Genomic DNA, 19,564 nt, shown 5'->3' with positions numbered 1-19,564 from the left:
GCGTCGCTTTCCGGATCGTCAGCGCGCGAGCGCGCCGAGGCGCGTCACGAGGTCGTCGACGACCTCGCCGTCGAGGTGCGCGACGCCCGCGCTGCGGCCCGAGCTGACGCCGACCCCGACGCTCGCGAGGTTCGCCCGCCGCTGGAACGGCGACTGGCTCGACCGCACGAGCTGGACGCGGCGCGCGTCGGCGAGCAGCGTCATCCGCGCGAGCCGCCGCGACCGCATCACGACCCGATCACCCGAGAGGCGCCACCCCGCCGCCGACCACCGGAGGAACCCGACGAGCGCGCCAGCGAGGGGCAGGACGAGGACGAGCAGCGCGACCGCATCGCCCACGACCGCCAGCACGACGGCCGCGGGCACCGCCCCGAGGAGCAGCGGAGGCAGGACGAACCGACGCGCTGCGCGCCGCGGCGGCCGGGAGAGATCGTGGGCCGCCGCACCGCCGAGCTCGGGCAGGAGGGTCTCGAGGATCCTCGGGATCTCTCCGCGACGAGCGAGGGGGACGAGGGTTCGGGTCGTGGCCGCCTCGGTGCCGTAGCCGGCCGTCTCGAGGCGGACGGCGGCGAGGCCGAACGGCTCGCGAAGGAGGCCCTCGACGATCGTGACCGCGTGGACGCGGGCGACGGGGACCGACTGGTCGCGGCGCTCGACGATCCCCCGGCGGATCAACAGGCGCTCGCCGTCGCGGCGCACCGCGAAGCCGGCGAACGCGGCGATCGTGCCGGCGATTGACAGCGCCCACGCGACGAGCAGGACGCCGCCGACGAGCAGGGCGGCGGCGCCGGCGGAGTGGGGGATGAGCCGTCCGGCCTCGTCCTCGCCGAGGACATCGTCGCTCATCTGCGCCGCGGCGGCGAGGACGGGGACGAGCACGGCGAGCGATCCGGAGGTGAGCGCGGCGACGACGAGGCGCCGCATGCCGAGCGACCACGCCGGCCCGCCCGCGCTTGCATGGGGTCTGACCCCTGTCATGCGTGCCGCGGTGCGGAGCGCTTCCGCGTCCTCCACCGTCACCGCCTGGAGGACCAGCTCGCCCTCGCGCCCGCCGCCGGCGGCCTGGACGTGCAGGGCGACGACGCCGAACAGCCGCTGGACCGGGCCGCGGACGGTGTCGATCGCCTGGATGCGCTCGAACGCGATCGTGGTCTCGGTCCGCGTGAACACGCCGCGCCGGAGGTGGACGGCGCCGTCGGCGACCCACCAGCGCGCCGACTCCCAGCGGGCGAACGCGACGAGGACGGCCAGCGCGGCGCCGGCGACGCCGAACAGCAGCGCGCGGCCGGGCGCGTCGCGGCCGCCGAGGACCGCGGCGATGAGGATCGGGACGAGCAGGCCGCGGAGCTGGTCGAGCGCCTCGGCGCCGACCGCGGCGGGATGCAGGCGGCGCTCCTCAGACGTCATCGAGCGTCCGCGCGAGCTCGGCGACGCGGCGGCGCAGCGCGTCGGCGTCCGGCGCGCGCAGCGCCGGGATCGCCACGCCGCCGGCCGCGGTGTGGAACGTGACGGTCGCGAGGCCGAACTGGCTCTGCAGCGGCCCCTGCTCGGTGTCGACGTGCTGGACGCGCCGGATCGGGAGCAGCGTGCGCCGGACCACGACGACGCCGTGGCGCAGCTCGATCTCCTCGTCGCCGACCGCGAACGCCCAGCGGCGCCAGCGCACCTCGGGCACCGCCAGGACCGCGCCGAGCGCCGCCACGACCAGCGCGAGCACGATGAGCCCGCGCGGCAGGTCGGCCCCGTCGGTCGCGGCCATGACGAGGACCACCGCACCGAGCGCCTGCAAGGCGAGCTTGGCCCGCCAGTAGCTGCGCGCGGCGGTGGGCAGGCGCGTCACTGGTGCATGGGGCGCGTGAGCGCCTTGACGAAGTCCTCGAGCTGGGTGGTGGTCCAGCACTCGAAGGCCTCGCAGTGCTCCTCGTAGGAGGAGATGACCGAGTCGCCGTAGTTCCAGTAGAGGCGCGGTTCGGGGTTCAGCCAGAAGGTGCGCCCGGCCTTCGCGGCGATCTGGGCGAACGTGTCGGCGCGCGGGTCGCGGCCGTTCGTGCGCGCGTCGCCGAGGACGATGACCGTCGCGCGCGGGTGGAGGTCGTCCTCGACGAGGCCGCGGAACTCGCTCCACACGCGGCCGTAGTCGGTGTAGCCCGAGATGTCGGCGACGCCGGCGTCGCGGCCGATCGCGTCGGACACGGCGGCGAAGTCGCGCTCCTTCTCGAACACCTCGGTGACCTCGCTGACGCGCTCGATGAAGACGAACGAGCGCATCTTGCGGAACGCGTCGTGCAGCGCGTGCAGGACGCTGAGGAAGAACACGGAGGCGCTCGTGACGCTCGTCGAGACGTCGCAGAGCACGAAGATCTCGGGCCGCCGCGGGCGCATCGGCTTCGTCTTGATGACGACCGGGACGCCGCCGGTCTCCAGCGACGCGCGCATCGTGCGGCGCACGTCGACGTGGACGCGGCGCTTGCGGCCGCGGTGCTCCTGGCCCTGCGTCTTCAGCCGCCGCTTGAGCTGGAAGACGACGCGGTGCACGGCGGCGAGGTCCTGCAGCGGTCCGGTCGGCAGCGCGCGGTCGAGCTCGTTCAGGGGCCGCTTCGGCGGGAGGTGCTCCTGGCGCTCGATCTGCCCACGCTCGAGCTCGCGCCGCAGCATCGCCTCGAAGCGCCGCAGCTGGTCGCGGGGCAGCCCGTCGCGGCGCGGGTCGTCCTCGGGCAGGTCGGGCTGCGGGTCCGCGCGCAGCCCGAGCTGGCGGCGGATGCGCTGCACGTCGACGCCGATGACGCCCGACCCCGTCCCCTGCTGGCCGAATGCCGCGATCGCGAGCCGCGCCAGGTCGAGCATCCGGCTCTCGTCGGCGTCGCGCATCGCCGCGGCGATCTGCTGGCGCAGCTGCTCGAGATCGAGGCCGCCCTGGCCGTCCGGCTGGTCCATGTCTCCGCCGGCCTCGCGCTGCTCGCGCACGCCCGCGCGCAGCGCGGCCTCCTCGGCGGCGCGGAAGAAGAAGCGGTCGAAGACGAGGTCGAAGATGCGCCGGTCGTCCTGCGACTTGGCCATCGTCGCCGCCAGCGCCTCCTTGAACACCGCGGGATCCGTCCAGCCGATCTCCTCCAGGGCGGCGAACGCGTCCAGCAGCGCCGAGGTGCCGACGGGCATGCCCTCCGTGCGCAGCTCGTCGCCGAGCTCGACGATCCGCGCGGAGAAGCTGTCGTCCACGGCCTACGCCCCGAGCGGGTTCGTGAGCTTCACGCCCACGCGCTCGGCGACGACGTCGAGGTCGGTCCGGTGCTTGACGATGATCGACAGCGTGTCCCGGAACGTGGCCTCGTCGATGTCGGTGGCACCGAGGAGCAGCAGGGCGCGCGCCCAGTCGATCGACTCCGCGATCGACGGCGGCTTCTTGAGATCGAGGTCGCGGACCATGCCGATGACCTCGACGAGCTTGCGCGCCACCTGCGCGTCCAGCTCGGGCGCGTGCAGGCGGACGATCTCGAGCTCGTGGTCGAGCGACGGGTAGTCGAGCCAGAGGTAGAGGCACCGGCGCTTGAGCGCCTCGGTCAGCTCGCGCGTGTTGTTCGACGTGAGCAGGACGATCGGGCGGGTCTTCGCCTCGACGCGCCCGAGCTCGGGGATCGAGATCTGGAAGTCGGAGAGGACCTCGAGGAGCATGGCCTCGAACTCCTGGTCGGTCTTGTCGATCTCGTCGATCAGCAGGACGACCGGGTCGGGCGACGCGATCGCCGTCATCAGCGGGCGCTGGAGCAGGAACTCCTCGCCGAAGATGTCGTCCTGGACCTCCTGCCAGCCGGCGTCGCTGGCCTCGGTCTGGATGCGCAGGAGCTGCTTGCGGTAGTTCCACTCGTACAGCGCCTTGGCCTCGTCGAGGCCCTCGTAGCACTGCAGCCGCACGAGCGTGCGGTCGAGGTAGCGGCCGAGCGCCTTGGCCAGCTCGGTCTTGCCCACGCCGGCCGGGCCCTCGACGAGGACGGGCTTGCCCAGGCGGGCGGCGAGGAACGACACGAGCGAGACGGATTCGCTGGGCAGGTAGCCGACCGAGCGCAGCCCGCGGTCGACGTCTTCGACGGTGGTGGGGGCGGCGGCCATGCGGACCGAGCATGATACGGCGATGGTCCTCGCTGCCGACACGCTCCCCGCTGCGCCCGTCCTCGCGCTCATGGCCCTCGGGGTGCTCGTCGCCATCGCGGGGCACCTCTACGGCTCGCGCGGCATCGTCGCCGCCGGGCTGGCGATCCTCTTCCTCGCGACCGCCGCGATGGTGGTCGGCGGGTTCATCGCCTACAACAACGACGAGCCCGACGTCCGCAAGGAGCGCGACCCCCGCGAGCCGACGCTGTAGCGGTACCCGCTTGCTGCGAGACCGTTGAACTGGTGATGATGTCCCGATGTTCGCCGCTGCCGCCGCGACCGCGATGATCGCCGCCGCCCCGATGGTCACCACGCCGGATCCCGGTGGCGGGGCCGCCTGGACGGCCCAGCTCACGAAGGCCAGCGGCAAGCGCGAGTGCGCCGTCGTGGCGCAGGGCGGGGTCCGCAAGGACCGCTACTGCGCCCGCCTGGGCAGGAAGCAGCCGTTCCAGTACTCCGTCCGCTACGAGACCCCGCCGGAGACCGAGCGATGGCGCTCGGTCTACGTCGTCACGTTCACGAGCCTGGTCCAGCGCGCGACGCTCGAGACGCCCGACGGGACGGTGACCTACCGCAAGGGGCGAAGCCCGCGCGTGCTGCTCGCCGTCGTGACGGGCAAGGTCGAGCAGGGCGAGCTGCGCGCGACCGTCCGCGTCTCGTCGCGCACGTACGTCGCGACCGCCGGCCGCGCCCGCACCGCCGAGGTCGCCGATCCGCTCGGCGACACCGGCTGGCGCACCGCGGCCGACAACGTCACCGGAGCGAAGCGCGTGTGCGTCGCCTGGGAGCGCACGCCGCCGCGGTTCTCGAAGACCGAGCCCGCGAACCCGTTCGGCGACGAGCGCTGCGGCGCCGCCACCGCGACCGCGCCGGTCCGCGCCGTCGAGACGGTCGACGGGCGGCTCGTGGCCTACGGCCTCGTCAACGCGAAGGTCATGGGCGTGGCGCTGCGTGCGGGCGACCGCCCGCTCGACGTCGCGTTCGACCGCCGGTCGCGCTCGTACCTCGCCGTGCTGCCCGCCGGGGACGACCCGGCGTCGCTCGTCCTGCGCCTCACGACGGCGACCGGCACGAGCGAGATGCCCGCCGCCGGCGGCTGATCAGCCCTCGCCGCGGTAGCGGTGGGGCCGCGCGGCCGGCGTCGTCGGCGCGGTCGGCGGCTCCGCGGGAGGCTCGGCCGCCATCGGGTTGGCCGGCTCCGGGATGTGCGCGGCGCGCATCCGCAGGCCGGCGGCCGCGAGCGCCGCGGCGGCGAGGAAGGCGAAGAAGAAGCCCCAGGTGATGCCGACGGTCACCGCGTGGTCGCGGTCCGGCCGGTCGAAGACGCGCCAGAGCAGCAGCAGCGCGACCCACAGCCCGGCGCCGCAGATCACGGTGCCGTCCCCGCCGGGCAGGTGGAACGGCTTGCCCTCGCCGCGCTTGAAGAGCAGGTAGAGCACGCCGAGGGAGACGAGCAGGATCGCCGCCTCGACGAACGTGAAGACCTTGAAGGCGCTGAACGAGGGCGAGGTCGCCTTGCCGTTCTGGACGACGGTCGCGTCGTACCACGGCAGGAACATCGTCACCAGCAGCGCGAGCGCGGCGATGCCGGCCTGCCGCTGCTCGCGGTCGAGCGCCCTGGCGTCGCGCTGGATCCGGGTCAGCACGGCCTCACCCGGTGAGGTCGTCGAGCCCCGCGAGCCGCCGCTCGACGAGCTCCCGCACGCGCGGCTCGATCTCCGGGTCGCCGGCGAGGTCGCGCGCCTCCTCGAGCGCCTGGCGAGCGCGGCGGGCCCGGTCGGCCTCGTCGCCCGGGTTCTTCAGGACGTTGTCGGCGCGCAGGAGGAGCGTGCGGATGCGATCCGCCCTGTCCTGGCTCATGCCGCCGCGCCGGACGCCGCGCGCAGCCGGTCGAGCAGCAGGTCCGCGTCGTGATCGGAGATCGTCCGCAGCTGGCCCTGGAAGGCGAGCTTCCAGTGCTCCTCCGGCCACTTGCGGATGTGCTCGAGGTCGAGGCGGAGGTCCTCGGCGGGGATCCAGTCCTCCTCGGGAAGCGCGACCACCTTCTCGGTGGGGAAGCGCCACGGGTACGGATCGGCCTTGCCGGGCTTGCCGGGCCAGAGCTTCTCGCGGTCCTCGAACATGTCGCCGGTGACGCGGATCGCGCCCGCGAAGCGCATCACCTTCGTGAGGTACAGGACGATGACGTCGCCGGGCTCGATCTCGAGCGCGCGGTTGCGGTTGCGCTCCTTGACGCCGATGACGGAGAAGCCCCGCTCCTCGGTCACCGCATGGTTCTCCGGCGAGGCGGTCAGGATCCAGGTGGCCATGCCTCCACGATCGTACTTCCACACGTACGGCGACCACCCCGAGCAGGTCGCCGACCTCTTCTTGCCCGAGGTCGCCGAGGGCTCGCTGCTGCCGGTCGTCGTCCTCATCCACGGAGGCTTCTGGCGCGAGCGCTTCCGGCGCGATCTGATGGAGCCGCTGGCGCGCGACCTCTGCCGCCGCGGCGTGGCGGCGTGGAACATCGAGTACCGGCGCCTGGACTGCGACGGCGGCTGGCCGGAGACGGGGGAGGACGTCGGCGCCGCGATCGACCTCCTCGCCGACCTCGAGGCGCCGCTCGACCTCGACGACGTCTCGCTCGTCGGGCACTCGGCGGGCGGGCACCTCGCGCTGTGGGCGGCCGGGCGCCTCGCTTCGCGCATCGACCTGCGGGCCGTCGTCGGCGCGGCCGCGGTCACCGACGTGCAGGAGGCGATCCGCTGCGACCTCGGCGCGGGGGTCGTCGCGCGGTTCGCCGAGGGCGCCGAGTGGGACGAGATCTCGCCGATCTGCCGCGTGCCGACCGGCGTGGCGACGTTCCTGCAGCACGGGACCGAGGACGACACCGTCCCGGCGTCGATGAGCGAGCGCTACGCCGAGGCGGCCGGCGACGAGGTCACGCTGTCGCTGCGCGAGGGCGAGGGGCACTACGAGCCGATCGACCCCGGCTCGGCGGCATGGGGGGAGATCGCGCGATGGCTGACGACCTGACTGATCCGCTCGCGCACTTCCGGGAGCGCTTCGTCGTCGACGACGACGGCCCCATCTACGTCGACGGCAACTCGCTCGGCCGGCTGCCGCACGCCACCGCGCAGCGCCTGCACGCCGCCGTCGAGGAGTGGGGGAGCCGGCTCGTCAGCGGCTGGCCGGACTGGATCGAGCTGCCGCGCAGCACCGGCGACCTGCTGGCCGAGCACGTCCTCGGCGCGCGGCCCGGCGAGGTCATCGTCTGCGACAGCGTCACGGTCAACCTCTTCAAGCTCGCCGGCGCGATGCTCGAAGCGCGGCCCGGCCGGCTCGTCGCGCTGGCCGGCGACTTCCCGACCGACCGCTACGTCCTCGAGGGGCTCGCGGCACGCCACGGCGTCCCGCTCGACCTCGTCGAGCGCGAGGACCTCGAGCGCGCGATGGACGGCGCGCGCCTCGCGGTGCTCTCGAAGGTGGACTACCGCTCGGGCGAGGTGCTCGAGCTCGACGGCGAGCCGCGGTGCCCGGTGCTGTGGGACCTCAGCCACGCGGCCGGGGCGATCGAGCTCGACCTCCACGGCTCGGGCGCCGAGCTGGCGGTCGGCTGCACCTACAAGTACCTCAACGGCGGGCCCGGAGCGCCCGCGTTCCTCTACGTGCGCGAGGAGCTGCAGCGCGAGCTCGTCTCGCCGATCCGCGGGTGGTTCGGCCAGCGCGAGCAGTTCGCGATGGGCCCGGCATACGAGCCTGCCGAGGGCATCGACCGCTTCCTCGCCGGCACGCCGCCGATCCTCGACCTCATCGCGGTGCGCAGCGGCGTCGAGCTCGTCGCCGAGGCGGGCATGGCGGCCGTCGCCGCGAAGCACCGGGCGCTGACCGATCACCTGATCGCGCTGCACGACGCCTGGCTCGCGCCACTCGGCTTCACGCTGGCCAGCCCGCGCGACGCCATGCGGCGCGGCGGCCACGTCTCGCTCGGCCACCCGCAGGGGTGGCAGATCTGCCGCGCGCTCATCGAGCAGGCGGGCGTCGTGCCGGACTTCCGGCGGCCCGACCTCATCCGCTTCGGCCTGCCGGCGCTCTACACGCGCTTCGCCGACGTCGAGGAGGCGGTGACGCGTACCCGCGAGGTGGTCAAGAGCGCTGTCCACTTGGGGATGGACGCCGTCCCCAGTCGGGTGACATAACTCCCCCAGGACGATCGCCAACGCGCCAGCTCGCTGTGGCGACGCGCCAGCGAGGTGCCCCTCCGGCAGGGATCGGAGCGCCCATGCGCCACCATCGCCGCCGCCCGTCGCCTGGGGGGGAACGTGCGGCCAGCTGGGGAGGAAGCTCCCTATGCGGGCGATCGCGCGTTCCGATCACCGGGTGAGAAGTCCCACGTCCCGAAACGGGAGTTCCGTTGCCACATCGTCCCACTTGGTGGGCGCTGCCCGCGCTCGCCCTCACGCTCGTTCTCGCCGCCCTCGGCGGAACCGCCCAAGCCGCCACCGTCACGCCGTCCGCCGACGGCTACGTCCGCGAGGACCAGGCCTCGACGAACTTCGGCTACGCCTCGACGCTCCGCGTCGACGGCTCGCCCTACTCGAAGGCCTACCTGCGCTTCCGCGTCAACGAGGGCGGCGCGCCCATCACCCGCGCCACGCTCCGCCTCTTCCCCAAGTCCACCATCACCAACTCGGGCGTCGCCGTCCGGCCCGTGACCAGCGGCACGTGGACGGAGGGTGGCCTGACGTACCGCAACGCGCCCCTCGTCGGCGCCTCCGCCGGATCGAGCGGCGGTCCGCTGCCCGCCGGGCAGTGGATCTCGGTCGACGTGACCTCGCTCGTCCGCGGTGACGGGGACGTCAACCTCGCCGTCACGACCGGCAGCATGACCTCCAGGACGTTCGCGTCCCGCGAGGACGCCGCCTACGCTCCGCGCCTCGTGGTGGAGACCAGCGCGAGCTCCCCCACCCCCCCGACGTCGCCCGCGCCGGCCCCGGATCCCGGCACCGGCGGCGTGCCGTTCCGCGGCGCCCAGAGCCACGGCCTGTGGTCGAGCTCGCCGCTCGACGTGAGCATGCGTGAGCTCGACATGCTCAAGTCGGCCGGCGCGACCTCCGTGCGGTTCGACGTCGCGTGGAGCAGCCTGGAGACGAGCGCGAAGGGCTCGTACTCGTCGTGGTACGTCGACAAGATCGACACCCTGTTCGCGGCCGCCGCGGCGCGCGGCATGAAGGTCGTCGCGGCGCTGCACACGACGCCGTGCTGGGCGTCCAGCGCGCCGGACACGCTCAAGCAGAGCTGCAGCGGCTCGTGGTGGGACCGCAACGTGCAGAACTACCCGCCGCGTGATGCCCGCGACTACGCCGACGCCGCCAGCTACGTCGCGAAGCGCTGGGGCGGCTACCTCGCCGCGCTGGAGATCTGGAACGAGCCCAACGAGGCGGCCCAGACGTTCCTCGTCTCGCCGGACCCCGCCGCCGACTACGCGCGGATCGTCAAGGCCGCGTACGGCCCGGTGAAGGCCGTTCAGCCCTCGCTGCCGGTGATCGCCGGCGCGACGTCGTTCGCCGACCGGGCGTTCATCGAGCGGCTGTACTCGCTCGGCATCGCCCCGTACGAGGACGGCATCTCGATCCACCCGTACTCCGAGAGCCGCAGCCCGTGGGAGACGGGATCGGCCGGTCAGGAGAAGTGGAACTTCAAGAGCGGCGTGCCGTGGGTGCGTGACGCGATGGTCGCCAACGGCGACGGCGCGAAGGGCCTGTGGCTGACCGAGTACGGCTGGTCGACGTGCACCGTCGGCTCGAGCAAGTGGTGCGTCAGCACCAGCCAGCAGGCGCAGTTCGTCGCCGACTCGTTCAAGGTCGTCCGCGACTCGGGTTGGGGATACGTCAAGGCGATGCTCGTCTACAACCTCCGCAACAAGGGGACGGATCCCCTGGACCGTGAGGCCCAGTTCGGGCTCCTCAACCGGGACTTCTCCCCGAAGCCGGGTTGGAACGCCTTCGCCAACGCCCTCACCACGGGGTGAAGTCACTCCCCGCTGGTTGACCATAACTCCGCTCGCCGGCGCGGCCCGGATCTCACCATCCGCCGCGCCGGCACGCGGGGAAGCCCCGAGTAGGACCTCGCAGGGAGGCAACTTGGGGAGGAGCGCCGGAGTGGGGACCGATGTACGCAGCGAGCTGCGCGCGGAACGGCACGGGGGGACGATCGAGCGGACCACCCGGCTCGCGCAATGCGCAGCGCGCGAGGAAGTTGCCGACGAGCGCCGCTGGATGCGGCTCTGCGCCATCGCCGACGCGTTCGTGCTGGCGGCGGCAGTGGGGATCGCGGGCGGGCGCGAAGCAGCAGAAGCGCAATCCGCGCACGTCCTGCTGTGGCTCTACCCCTTCCTGGTGACGGCGCTGATCGCCCAGCGCCACGGCTACCGACCACGGATCGCCCGCCGTTGCCTCGACGTCTTCGGGGATGTCCTGAGGGCGACCTCGGTCGGCGCGATGATCGTCCTCGCGCTGGCGTCCGTGCTCGAGCACGACGTCCAGCCCTCGATCGTCGTCGCGTGGCTCATCGGCTCGGCCGCGCTGCCGGTCGTGCGGTACGGGCTGATGACCGCGCGGCGGCAGGCGCTGGCCGCGGGAGGCGCCGGCTCGCCGACGATCATCCTCGGGGCGGGACGCGTGGCGGCGCAGGTCGAGCGCCGGCTGCTCGACCGGCCGGAGCTGGGCCTCCGGCCGATCGGCGTGCTCGACGACGACCACCCGGAGAACACGCGCTGCCGCGCGCCCGTCCTCGGGCGCCTGAACGACCTCCCCGAGCTCGCGCGCACACGTGAGATCGGCGACGTGATCGTGGCCTTCCCGGCATGCCGCGGGCGCGACGGGCTGCTGCGCGGGATGCTCGACGAGTGCTGCGCGCTCGGCATCCGTGTCTCGGTCGTCCCCCGTTTCTTCGAGTCGGGCACCACCGCGGCCACGGTCGCGGACCTCGGGGCGCTGCCGGTCTTCACGCTGCACCCCGCCGATCCGAACGGGTGGCAGTTCGCCATCAAGCACGCGCTCGACCGGATCGTCGCGGCGCTGCTGCTGGCGGTGCTCTCCCCGCTGCTGGCGGTCATCGCGCTCGCGGTGCGCATGAGCTCGCCCGGTCCCGTGCTCCTCCGCCAGACGCGGATCGGCTGCGGCGGCCGGCCGTTCGAGATCCTGAAGTTCCGGTCGATGCGGCCCGGCGCCGTGCCGACCGCGCCGCCCGCCGTGGAGGCCGTCGAGCCGGACGTCGCACCCGGAGGCGTCGAAGGCGAGGACCGGCGCACGAAGGTCGGGCGCTTCATCCGGCGGACGTCCCTCGACGAGCTGGCCCAGCTCATCAACGTCGTGCGCGGCGAGATGAGCCTCGTCGGGCCGCGGCCCGAGCGGCCCGAGTACGTCGACCTGTACGAGCGGCGGTTCCCGCGCTACGCCGAGCGCCATCGCGTGCGGCCGGGGATCACGGGCTGGGCCCAGGTCCACGGGCTGCGCGGCAAGACGTCGATCTCCGACCGCCTCGCCTGGGACAACTTCTACATCGCGAACTGGTCGCTCACCCTCGACGTGAAGATCCTGCTGCTGACGCTGAGCGCGGTGGTGCGGGGAGCGGAGTAGCGCGCCGGGGCGGTGCGGCCGGGCGCTCGCCGAGCACGCGCACCGCCTCGCGTAGCACCAGCGCGCACAGCACGATCTCGGTGCCGAGCATCGCGATGGCCGCGCCGCGTTCGGCCAGCGCCGGGATCAGCGCGACGTTCAGCGCCACGTTCAGCGCGACGCCCACGGCCGTGATCCGGACCATCGTCCCCGGGTGCCCGCGCGAGACGACGAGCGACGTCCCCAGGTAGACCAGGCCGATGAGCACGACGGTCGGGGAGAGCAGCCGCAGCACCGTGCTCGCCTCGCGGAACTCCTCACCGAGCAGCAGGACGGTGAGCGGCTCGGCGAGGACGGCGAACGCGATCGCGCACGGCACGAGCAGACCGAGCAGCATCGTCACCGCACGGCGGAACGCGACCCCGACCGGCGGCTGCGTGTCCGGCCCGAGGTAGGTGAACATCGCCGCGAACGCCCCGTTGACCGACGAGGTCAGGAACGCGGTCGCCTCGAGCAGCCGGTACGCCGCGCCGTAGGTGCCGACGGCGGCGGTGGTCGCCAGCACGGACAGCAGCACGACGTCGAGCTTCGCGAGCAGCACGCCGAGCAGGTCGCCCGCGGCGTACGGCCGGCTGCGGCGCAGCAGCTCGCGCGGGAGACGGCCGCGCAGCGAGAACGCGCGGACGCCGAGCCGGCGGCGCGCCAGGATGACGGCCAACGTCAGGCCGGCGGCGGCGCCGATGCTGTACGCGCCGCACACCGCGAGCATCCCGAGCCCCGCCGCGAGCGCGGCGAGCCCGATGGCGGCGGCGCCGGTGCGCTGGACGACGATGCACGCGGACAGCAGCTCGCTGCGCTCGTACGCGGTGAAGACGCCGAAGACCGAGCGCGCGGCCGACTCCATCAACAGCCCCGGCCCGAGGATCGCGACCGCGGCGCACGTCCGCGCGTCGTGGCCCAGCAGGGCGGCGCCGCCGACCGACGCGGCGACGATCGGCGTGCCGGCGCGGAACTTCAGCGCGATGACGCGCGCGACCTCGCCCGCGCGGTCGCGGTCCTCGGCGATGCGCCGGATGAGCAGGCGGTCCATGCCGAGGCCGACGGGCATCGTGACGACCTGCAGGAACGCGAACGCGAAGACGTAGATGCCGACCTCGTCCGGGTCGGTCTCGCGCGCGAGCACGATGAACAGGGCGAGCGTCGCGAGCTTGCCGGCGATCTCGCCCGCCGCGCGAACCACCGTGTTCCTGCGGGCGCGCCGCACCGCACCGGACGGTAGTGCGGAACGCGCCGCCCCGACCGGGAGAGATCTCCCCGGCACCGGCCATGCCTTCGGGGCACGGATCTCCCGGGTCGCCCCCGCCGCGGCGCGCCATCGTGACCTGCGTGGCGAAGGTCGCCCGCAGCGCTGCCGCCCTGCCGGCGGCCCTGGCCCTGGCGTGCGCGGCTGCGGGGGCGGCGACGCTCACGCTCGCCGCGTACGCCATCCACCCGCTCGCGCTGCCGCTCGCCGCCGCGGGGGCCGCGTTCCTCGTCTGCGCCGTCGTCCGGCCCGCCGCGGCCGTGGCGGCCGCCGTGGCCTCGCTGCCGCTCGAGTACGTACGGCTGCCGATCGGCGGCGGCGGGTTGTCGCCGACCGAGGCGATGCTCGCGGTCGTCGGGCTCGGCTGGGCCGTGCGCGCCACGCTGGCGCCGCGCACGGCGCCGCTGCCGCGCCTGGCCGATGCGCCCCTGATCGTCGCGCTGCTCGCGCTCGCCGCCGGACTGCCCGTGGCCGTGGAGCCGGCGCCGGTCGTGCGCACGCTGGTGCTGTGGACGCTCTTCGTCGCCGCGTACCTGACGGTCCGCGGGTGCTCGCAGGCCGAGGTGCGGCTCATGATCGCCGGGCTCGCGGTGGGGGTCGGGGTGCTCGGCGCGATCGGTGCGTCGGACTTCCTGCGGGCCGGGGACGTCGAGACGCTGGCCGGGGGCGCGATCACCCGCCAGCGCGCCATCGGCACGTTCACCGACGCGAACTACTTCGCGAGCGTGCTGCTGCTCGGCGTGTTCCCGGCGCTCGGCCTCGCACTGAGCGATCCACGCCGGTACGCGTGGCTCGCGTTCCCGATCGGGGGTGCGATCGCGGGGATCGTGTTCTCGCTCTCGCGCGGCGGCATGATCGGCCTCGCGGCCGGCGTGCTGGTGCTGCTCGTCTGGCCGCGCGCGCAGCGGACGCTGGTCGTCGCGGCGGCCGCGCTGCTCCTCGTCCTCGCCGCGGGCGCGATGCCGGTGCGGACGTCGTCGTTCTCACCCGTCGTCGAGCGCCTCGCGACGCTCGACAGCGGGTCGGCGACGGTGCGCGACCGGCGGCCGGAGATCTGGCAGCACGCCCGCGACGTCGCGCTCGACAACCCGCTCGTCGGCGTCGGGGTCAACCAGTTCGTGCACGAGGCATCGGTGAGCGGCCTCTACGAGCGCGGGCGCCCGCTCGAGAACGCCCACAACCTGCCGCTGAGCCTCGCCGCCGAGATGGGCTTCGTCGGCCTCGCCGCGTTCCTCGTCTTCTTCGCCCAGCTGCTGCGCCGCGGGATCTCGGCGCTGTCACGCCCCGCGGGCTTCGGGCTGAAGCTTGGGCTTCTCGCGGGCGTCGTCGGGTTCCTCGCGCAGGGGCTGACGATCGCGTCGTTCCGGCCGCCGGTTGCGTTTGGGACGTTCCTCGTCGTCGCCGGCCTCCTGACCGCGCTGCACGACGGGGACCGGCGCCGATAGGTGCGGCGCGAGCCGGTCGGCCACGACGCCCAGCCAGAGCGCCAGCGGCGCACCGATGAGCGCGGCGAGGAGCACGTAGAGCGTGGGCCGGGGCCGCACGACGCGCGTAGCGACCGGCGCCTCCACCGCGATCGCGATGCGCGACCGGGTCGTCGTCTCGAGCCGGCCCGAGGCGTAGCTCGCGAAGACGTGCGCGTACGTGTTGGCCAGCGCCTGCGCCTCGCGCGGGTCGCGCGACTCGGCGGCGATCTTCAGCAGCTGCGTCTCCGTGACGGCGGTGAACTCCATGCTGTCGTGGATGGCCTGCGCGTCGCCGGGCCGGTTCAGCGTGCGCGCCACGAGCTGGGCGATGACCGGGCTGTCGATGATCTCGGCGTACGACCGCGAGAGCGCCTGGCCCGCCTGCAGCGTGTCGAAGCTGCGCTCGTCGCCCGACACCGAGACGAGCAGCGTGCTCGAGGTCGAGTAGACCTTCGGCAGCACCTGCGACACGATCGCCGTGCCGACGACGATCACGGCGAACGCGGCGGCCACGAGCCGGCGGCGGCGCCAGGCCGCACCGAGCAGGTCACGCTCCATGTGCCCCTCCCACCGCCGGCTGCGCGGATCGCAGGACCTCGACGAGCATGTCGGCGCAGGTGGTCGCGTCCGGGTGATCGGCCACGAGCTCGCGCGCGGCGGCGCCCGCGTCCGCGCGGGCGACCGGGTCGGCCAGCTGCGCGAGCGCGTCGGCGACCGCCTCCGGATCGCCCGGCGGCACGCCGATCCCGGCGCGGCCCGCGAGCCGCCGCACGACGGCGCCGCCGCGCACGGCGATGACCGGCACGCCGGCGATCATCGCCTCGAACGCGGAGGTCCCGAAGCCCTCGCGGTCCGGCGCGCGCCGGTTCCCCGTCGGCTTCGTCAGCACGGCCACGGCGTCGAACGCGGCCATCCAGTGCGCCGCGTCCGGCACGTGGCCGACGAAGTGGACGCGCTCGTCGACGCCGAGATCGCGCGCCAGCCCGGCGAGACGAGCGGTCTCGCCCGGTGCGGCCGGGTCGTCGGCGCCGGCGACCACGAGGCGCCAGGGCTTCCCGCCCTCGTACGCGAGCGCGCGCAGCAGGTCGTCGACGCCCTTGAAGGGGACGAGGCGGCCGGCCATGAGCACGAGCGGCTCGTCGCCGACCGGCACGCCGAACCCGCGCAGCCAGTCCCTCGCCGCCTCGCGCCGGGCCGGCGCGACGTCGGGGCGGGGCGGCGGGATGATCACCGCGTCGGGCCGGCGGGTCGGCGCGGCCAGCTCCTCCACTGCCGCGACGACCGCGTCGGCCTGGCGTGCGACCGGCCGGGCGAGCCAGCGGTCGTAGCCGTGGTCGTGCTTGGCCCAGACCGATGGGATCCCGGCGAGCCGCGCGGCGGGCCCGGCGACGAGCTGGCCCTTGAGCACGTTGCCGAGCACGACGTCCGGCCGCTCGCGGCGCAGCACGCGCGCCAGCCAGCCGATGGGGCGGACGAGGTCGAGCGGGCTGCGCCCGACGGGGCGCATGCGCACCGGCACGCCGCGCTCCTGCAGCGCGAGGCGCAGCGGCCCGTCGGCGAGCAGCACGACGCTCGGCTCCAGGTCGTCGGCGGCGTCGAGCAGCCGCAGCAGCCAGCGCTCCGACCCGCCCATGCCCGCGTACGGCTGCACGACGACCACCTTCAGCGGCGTCCTCGCCTCCTCCATCACGACCTCCTCCGTTCGGCCAGCAGCTCGTCGTACAGCTCCGCCACGCCGTCGAGCTGGCGGCGCAGGTCGTGGTGCTGCGTGATGCGGCGGCGACCCGCCCTTCCCTCCGCGTCGGCCCGGCCCGGGTCGCGCAGCCGCTCGACGAGCGCGGCGACCAGGGCGCGGCGGTCCTCGGGGCCGACGATCGCCCCGGCGTCGTCCCCGACGACCTCGCGCATCCCCGGCACGTCGGTCACCACGACGCTGCGCCCGGAGGCGAGCGCCTCGAGGAGCGCCAGCGACATGCCCTCCCAGCGCGACGGCTGCACGACGACGGTGGCCGCCGCCAGCCACGTGCGCACGTCGCCGGTCTCGCCGACCAGCCGCACGCCGGGAACCTCGCGCCGCTCGATGACCGGGCGGTCCGGGCCGTCGCCGACGAGCGCCAGCAGCGCGCCCGGGACCACGTCCCGCACGGCCGGCCACGCGTCGAGCAGCGCCTCCTGACCCTTCTGCCGGTGCAGGCGCCCGACGCAGACCGCCAGCGGGACGGTGCCGAGCCCGAGCTTCCCCTTCACGGCCTCCCGCTCGCCGGGCGCCGGCTCCTCCCAGCGCTCGAGGTCGAGGCCGTTCGGCAGCACGCGGTAGCGCGCGTGGATGCGGTGGCGCTTGCCCGCCTCGCGCTCGTCCGCGCTGACGCACAGCACGACGTCGGCCCACCGCGCGCCGATGCGCTCCCACTGCAGCGCCGCGGTCCGCGCCGCGCCGCGGACGGCGAAGAACGACCAGGCGTGGGGCTGGAACACCGTGGGGATCCGGCGCCGCACCACGAGCCGGCCGGCGAGCCCCGCCTTCGCGGCGTGCAGGTGCAGCACGTCGGGCCGGTGCTCGGTGATCGCCTCGCGCAGGCTGCGGACCTCCCGCGGCAGCGCTCGTCCCGGCCGTGGGCCGGCCGGCCAGGCGTGGAACGTCACGCCGGCGCGCGTCAGCTCCTCCGGCACGGGGCCGCCGGGTGGCGCCGCGACCGCCACGGTGTGTCCGCGCGCGAGCTGATCGCACGCCAGCTCGCTCAGGACCCTCCCGAGGCCGCCGAGCGTCGTCTCGCTGGCGTGCAGCACGCGCAGGGGCACGAGATCGATCTTCCCGCCGGCGGAGCGTCGCGCCGCGCAGGGTTCGTGCGGCGCGCGGGGAACGTCCGTCCCCCACGGCGGGGAGATCTCTGCGCGAGGTGATGGGCCGCGGGGGACGAGCGGCCGGGGACCTGGCACGGGAGGAAGATCCCGGAGAGGGACGCCCGGGGCAGCGCTACAACGGCGCCGAGGGTGGATCCCAAGGACGGAGCACGCAGATCGGCCGGAGCCGTGTTGCACGTCGCGCAGCCGCACGACGCGGGTGTGCCGCGCGTCGCGTCGCAGCTCATCGTCGACCAGCTCGGGCGCGGCTGGCCGGTCGCGGTGGCGAGCCCGCCGGGCGGCGAACTGCAGCGCTTCGCGCTGCGGCACGGCGCGCGTTGGCTGCCGTGGCCGGCCAGCCGCGAGCCGGGCCGGTCGCTGGCCGCCGAGGTGCGCCGGCTGACGGCGATCGTCGCGGTCACCGACCCGCGCGTCGTGCACCTGCACTCGGCCAAGGCGGGACTGGCCGGGCGGCTCGCCGTGCACGGCCGGCGGCCCACCATCTACCAGCCGCACGCGTGGTCGTTCGAGGCGGTTGACGGCGTGATGGCGAGCTGCAGCGTGCGCTGGGAGCGCGTCGCCGCCCGTTGGGCGCAGCGCGTGCTGTGCGTCAGCGAGGACGAGCGGCGCCGCGGCGAGGACCGCGGCATCGCGGCGCGGTGGGCGGTCGTCCCCAACGGGGTCGACCTCGCGGCGCACTCGCACGCCACACCCGCCGACCGGCTGGCGGCCCGGCACGCGCTCGGGCTCGGCGACGCGCCGCTGGCGGTCGTCGTCGGGCGGCTGTGCCGGCAGAAGGGGCAGGACGTGCTGCTCGATGCGTGGCCGCGGGTGCTGCGCCGGGTGCCGGACGCGCAGCTCGTGCTCGTCGGCGACGGGCCGGACCGGGCCGCGCTGGCGGCGCGCGGGTGCCCGCGGGTCCTGTTCGCGGGCCAGTGCGAGGACGTCCCCCGCTGGCTCGCGGCGGCGACGGTCGTGGTGCTGCCGTCGCGGTGGGAGGGGCTGTCGCTGTCGCTGCTCGAGGCGCTGGCCGCCGGCCGCAGCGTCGTGGCGACCGCGGTGGACGGCGTGCGCTCGGTCGTCGGGCGGGAAGCCGGCGCGGTCGTCCGGGTCGGCGACGTCGTCGCGCTGGCGGAGGAGGTGGCGCGACGGCTCGCCGACCCGGTGTTCGCCGACGCCGAGGGCGCGTGCGGCCGGCACCGCGTCGAGCAGGACCACGACGTCCGCTTCACCACCGCCCGCGTCGCGGAGCTCTACGACGAGCTGCTCGCCGCGCCGAGCCCACGACCCGACCGGAAGCGTCTCGTGGGGGCGACGTGCTGACGCGGGCGCTCCGCCACGTCGCCGCGCGCGAGTCGCGGATCCTCGCGTACCACGGTCTCGGCCGGCCCGATCCGTCGGTCGACCCGGACTGGCTGCGCGTCGACCCGCAGCGGTTCCGCGCGCAGCTCGGCCTTCTGCGCGACGCGGGCTTCGAGTTCGTGACGGTCTCCGAGCTGGTGGGGCGGTGGCTGCAGGCCGGCCACCCGCCCACCGGGCTGGTCGCGCTGAGCTTCGACGATGGGATGGAGGACAACCGCTCCGTTCTGCTGCCGATCCTGGGGGAGCTTGGCGCGACCGCCACCGTCTACGTGGTGACGGGGCTGGCCGGGCTGCCCAACCCGTGGCTCGCTCCGGCGGCTCGCCAGCGCATGCTGACCCGCGAGGAGCTGCTCGAGCTGCACGCGGCGGGCGTCGAGCTCGGTGCGCACACCGTCACCCACCCGGACCTCTCGACGCTCGACCGTGCCGCATGCGTGCGCGAGATGGCCGGCAGCCGGGCGTGGCTCGAGGAGCTGATCCAGGCTCCGGTCACCAGCTTCGCGTACCCGTTCTGCCGGTACGGCCCCGAGGCGGTCGCGGCGGCCGAGGAGGTCGGCTTCGCTTCGGCCGCGACCTGCCACTGCCGCGGCGGCTGGGAGCCCTACACGCTCGCGCGCTGCATGATCACCGGCCGCGACGACCTGACGGCGTTCGCGCTCAAGGTGGCGGGGGTCTACGAGCCCCTCTTCCACTCGCGCGCGGGAGCCGCGGTCCGGCGCGCGACGCGAGCCCCGCGCCGCGCCCTGGCACGGAGGCACGCGACGACGGGCGCGTCTCCGCCGGCCGGGGAGGACCTGGTCCGCGGACCGGGCGTCTCCGATCGGCCATCGCCCCGCGCGGACGAG

Annotated in this window: 18 protein-coding genes and 2 pseudogenes; 9 read left to right on the top strand and 11 right to left on the bottom strand. The window is 74.6% G+C overall.

Translation table 11 applies throughout. The features are described from left to right. Nucleotides 1–18: 18 nt before the first annotated feature. From AC1UE4_RS11635 to AC1UE4_RS11620, 4 genes are read right to left on the bottom strand one after another with little or no spacing between them, the layout of a single operon-like run. Nucleotides 19–1,407, bottom strand: a complete 1,389-nt coding sequence (locus tag AC1UE4_RS11635; protein WP_482917389.1) for a PH domain-containing protein — start codon at nt 1,405–1,407, stop codon at nt 19–21. Continuing rightward, complete coding sequence (locus tag AC1UE4_RS11630) at nt 1,397–1,840, bottom strand: PH domain-containing protein (RefSeq protein ID WP_482917388.1); 444 nt, start codon at nt 1,838–1,840, stop codon at nt 1,397–1,399. The genes AC1UE4_RS11635 and AC1UE4_RS11630 overlap by 11 nt, the downstream gene beginning before the upstream one ends. Beyond that, on the bottom strand, nt 1,837–3,216 hold the full coding sequence (locus AC1UE4_RS11625; RefSeq protein ID WP_482917387.1) for a VWA domain-containing protein: 1,380 nt from the start codon (nt 3,214–3,216) through the stop codon (nt 1,837–1,839). Before AC1UE4_RS11625 ends, AC1UE4_RS11630 begins: the two co-directional genes overlap by 4 nt. A gap of 3 nt (nt 3,217–3,219) precedes the next feature. Further along, nucleotides 3,220–4,104 carry an AAA family ATPase gene (locus AC1UE4_RS11620; RefSeq protein WP_482917386.1) on the bottom strand — a complete coding sequence of 295 codons (885 nt, stop codon included), beginning with the start codon at nt 4,102–4,104 and terminating at the stop codon, nt 3,220–3,222. 22 nt (nt 4,105–4,126) lie between these two features. Between AC1UE4_RS11620 and AC1UE4_RS11615 the strand changes: the two genes are divergently transcribed. Then, on the top strand, nt 4,127–4,357 hold the full coding sequence (locus tag AC1UE4_RS11615; protein WP_482917385.1) for a hypothetical protein: 231 nt from the start codon (nt 4,127–4,129) through the stop codon (nt 4,355–4,357). Between the two features lie 46 nt (nt 4,358–4,403). Next, a complete protein-coding gene (locus AC1UE4_RS11610; protein ID WP_482917384.1) occupies nt 4,404–5,246 on the top strand; it encodes a hypothetical protein in 843 nt (280 codons plus the stop codon). On the opposite strand, the gene AC1UE4_RS11605 is transcribed toward AC1UE4_RS11610, so the two are convergent. Genes AC1UE4_RS11605 through AC1UE4_RS11595 form a run of 3 tightly spaced genes read right to left on the bottom strand, consistent with a single transcriptional unit; the run spans nt 5,247 to nt 6,455 of the window. Next, nucleotides 5,247–5,792: a hypothetical protein gene (locus tag AC1UE4_RS11605; protein WP_482917383.1), complete on the bottom strand. Its 546-nt coding sequence runs from the start codon at nt 5,790–5,792 to the stop codon at nt 5,247–5,249. 4 nt (nt 5,793–5,796) lie between these two features. Continuing rightward, on the bottom strand, nt 5,797–6,006 hold the full coding sequence (locus AC1UE4_RS11600) for a hypothetical protein (protein ID WP_482917382.1): 210 nt from the start codon (nt 6,004–6,006) through the stop codon (nt 5,797–5,799). Further along, complete coding sequence (locus tag AC1UE4_RS11595) at nt 6,003–6,455, bottom strand: EVE domain-containing protein (protein ID WP_482917381.1); 453 nt, start codon at nt 6,453–6,455, stop codon at nt 6,003–6,005. The genes AC1UE4_RS11600 and AC1UE4_RS11595 overlap by 4 nt, the downstream gene beginning before the upstream one ends. On the opposite strand from AC1UE4_RS11595, the gene AC1UE4_RS11590 reads away from it, so the two are divergent. From AC1UE4_RS11590 to AC1UE4_RS11575, 4 genes are all read left to right on the top strand, one after another. Beyond that, on the top strand, nt 6,454–7,164 hold the full coding sequence (locus AC1UE4_RS11590; RefSeq protein WP_482917380.1) for an alpha/beta hydrolase: 711 nt from the start codon (nt 6,454–6,456) through the stop codon (nt 7,162–7,164). The genes AC1UE4_RS11595 and AC1UE4_RS11590 overlap by 2 nt on opposite strands. Beyond that, on the top strand, nt 7,149–8,327 hold the full coding sequence (locus AC1UE4_RS11585) for a kynureninase (protein ID WP_482917379.1): 1,179 nt from the start codon (nt 7,149–7,151) through the stop codon (nt 8,325–8,327). Before AC1UE4_RS11590 ends, AC1UE4_RS11585 begins: the two co-directional genes overlap by 16 nt. A gap of 215 nt (nt 8,328–8,542) precedes the next feature. Beyond that, on the top strand, nt 8,543–10,159 hold the full coding sequence (locus AC1UE4_RS11580) for a CBM96 family carbohydrate-binding protein (RefSeq protein ID WP_482917378.1): 1,617 nt from the start codon (nt 8,543–8,545) through the stop codon (nt 10,157–10,159). A 247-nt stretch (nt 10,160–10,406) separates the two neighbouring features. Then, the gene (locus AC1UE4_RS11575; protein WP_482917377.1) at nt 10,407–11,768 is read left to right on the top strand and encodes an exopolysaccharide biosynthesis polyprenyl glycosylphosphotransferase; all 1,362 of its coding nucleotides are present in this window, start codon (nt 10,407–10,409) and stop codon (nt 11,766–11,768) included. Here the strand turns inward: AC1UE4_RS11575 and AC1UE4_RS11570 are convergent. Then, nucleotides 11,707–13,011: a flippase gene (locus AC1UE4_RS11570; protein WP_482917376.1), complete on the bottom strand. Its 1,305-nt coding sequence runs from the start codon at nt 13,009–13,011 to the stop codon at nt 11,707–11,709. The two genes, AC1UE4_RS11575 and AC1UE4_RS11570, sit on opposite strands and share 62 nt — an antisense overlap. 62 nt (nt 13,012–13,073) lie before the next feature. Between AC1UE4_RS11570 and AC1UE4_RS11565 the strand changes: the two are divergent. Beyond that, nucleotides 13,074–14,273 (top strand): annotated as a pseudogene (locus AC1UE4_RS11565) (O-antigen ligase family protein); the annotation flags it as partial. A gap of 54 nt (nt 14,274–14,327) precedes the next feature. Here the strand turns inward: AC1UE4_RS11565 and AC1UE4_RS11560 are convergent. Genes AC1UE4_RS11560 through AC1UE4_RS11550 form a run of 3 tightly spaced genes read right to left on the bottom strand, consistent with a single transcriptional unit; the run spans nt 14,328 to nt 17,315 of the window. Next, nucleotides 14,328–15,074, bottom strand: a complete 747-nt coding sequence (locus tag AC1UE4_RS11560) for a YveK family protein (RefSeq protein WP_482917375.1) — start codon at nt 15,072–15,074, stop codon at nt 14,328–14,330. Next, nucleotides 15,064–16,203, bottom strand: coding sequence for a glycosyltransferase (locus tag AC1UE4_RS11555; protein WP_482917374.1), 1,140 nt, complete (start codon nt 16,201–16,203; stop codon nt 15,064–15,066). The genes AC1UE4_RS11560 and AC1UE4_RS11555 overlap by 11 nt, the downstream gene beginning before the upstream one ends. Continuing rightward, nucleotides 16,203–17,315, bottom strand: a complete 1,113-nt coding sequence (locus tag AC1UE4_RS11550; RefSeq protein WP_482917373.1) for a glycosyltransferase — start codon at nt 17,313–17,315, stop codon at nt 16,203–16,205. Before AC1UE4_RS11550 ends, AC1UE4_RS11555 begins: the two co-directional genes overlap by 1 nt. Nucleotides 17,316–17,546: 231 nt before the next feature. On the opposite strand from AC1UE4_RS11550, the gene AC1UE4_RS11545 reads away from it, so the two are divergent. Together AC1UE4_RS11545 and AC1UE4_RS11540 are read left to right on the top strand one after the other, a co-directional pair. Further along, the gene (locus AC1UE4_RS11545; protein ID WP_482917372.1) at nt 17,547–18,680 is read left to right on the top strand and encodes a glycosyltransferase; all 1,134 of its coding nucleotides are present in this window, start codon (nt 17,547–17,549) and stop codon (nt 18,678–18,680) included. Then, nucleotides 18,674–19,270 (top strand): annotated as a pseudogene (locus tag AC1UE4_RS11540) (polysaccharide deacetylase family protein); the annotation flags it as partial. The gene AC1UE4_RS11545 and the pseudogene AC1UE4_RS11540, both read left to right, overlap by 7 nt. Nucleotides 19,271–19,564: the final 294 nt, after the last annotated feature.

The organism is Parviterribacter kavangonensis (assembly GCF_056863335.1).
This window is presented reverse-complemented; position numbering and strand designations above follow the sequence as displayed.

Coding starts and splice junctions, on each gene's coding strand:
- AC1UE4_RS11610 (WP_482917384.1), top strand. CDS start 4,404: ATGTTCGCCGCTGCCGCCGCGACCGCGATGATCGCCGCCGCCCCGATG.
- AC1UE4_RS11600 (WP_482917382.1), bottom strand. CDS start 6,006: ATGAGCCAGGACAGGGCGGATCGCATCCGCACGCTCCTCCTGCGCGCC.
- AC1UE4_RS11560 (WP_482917375.1), bottom strand. CDS start 15,074: ATGGAGCGTGACCTGCTCGGTGCGGCCTGGCGCCGCCGCCGGCTCGTG.
- AC1UE4_RS11635 (WP_482917389.1), bottom strand. CDS start 1,407: ATGACGTCTGAGGAGCGCCGCCTGCATCCCGCCGCGGTCGGCGCCGAG.
- AC1UE4_RS11585 (WP_482917379.1), top strand. CDS start 7,149: ATGGCTGACGACCTGACTGATCCGCTCGCGCACTTCCGGGAGCGCTTC.
- AC1UE4_RS11615 (WP_482917385.1), top strand. CDS start 4,127: ATGGTCCTCGCTGCCGACACGCTCCCCGCTGCGCCCGTCCTCGCGCTC.
- AC1UE4_RS11590 (WP_482917380.1), top strand. CDS start 6,454: ATGCCTCCACGATCGTACTTCCACACGTACGGCGACCACCCCGAGCAG.
- AC1UE4_RS11555 (WP_482917374.1), bottom strand. CDS start 16,203: ATGGAGGAGGCGAGGACGCCGCTGAAGGTGGTCGTCGTGCAGCCGTAC.
- AC1UE4_RS11620 (WP_482917386.1), bottom strand. CDS start 4,104: ATGGCCGCCGCCCCCACCACCGTCGAAGACGTCGACCGCGGGCTGCGC.
- AC1UE4_RS11595 (WP_482917381.1), bottom strand. CDS start 6,455: ATGGCCACCTGGATCCTGACCGCCTCGCCGGAGAACCATGCGGTGACC.
- AC1UE4_RS11575 (WP_482917377.1), top strand. CDS start 10,407: ATGCGGCTCTGCGCCATCGCCGACGCGTTCGTGCTGGCGGCGGCAGTG.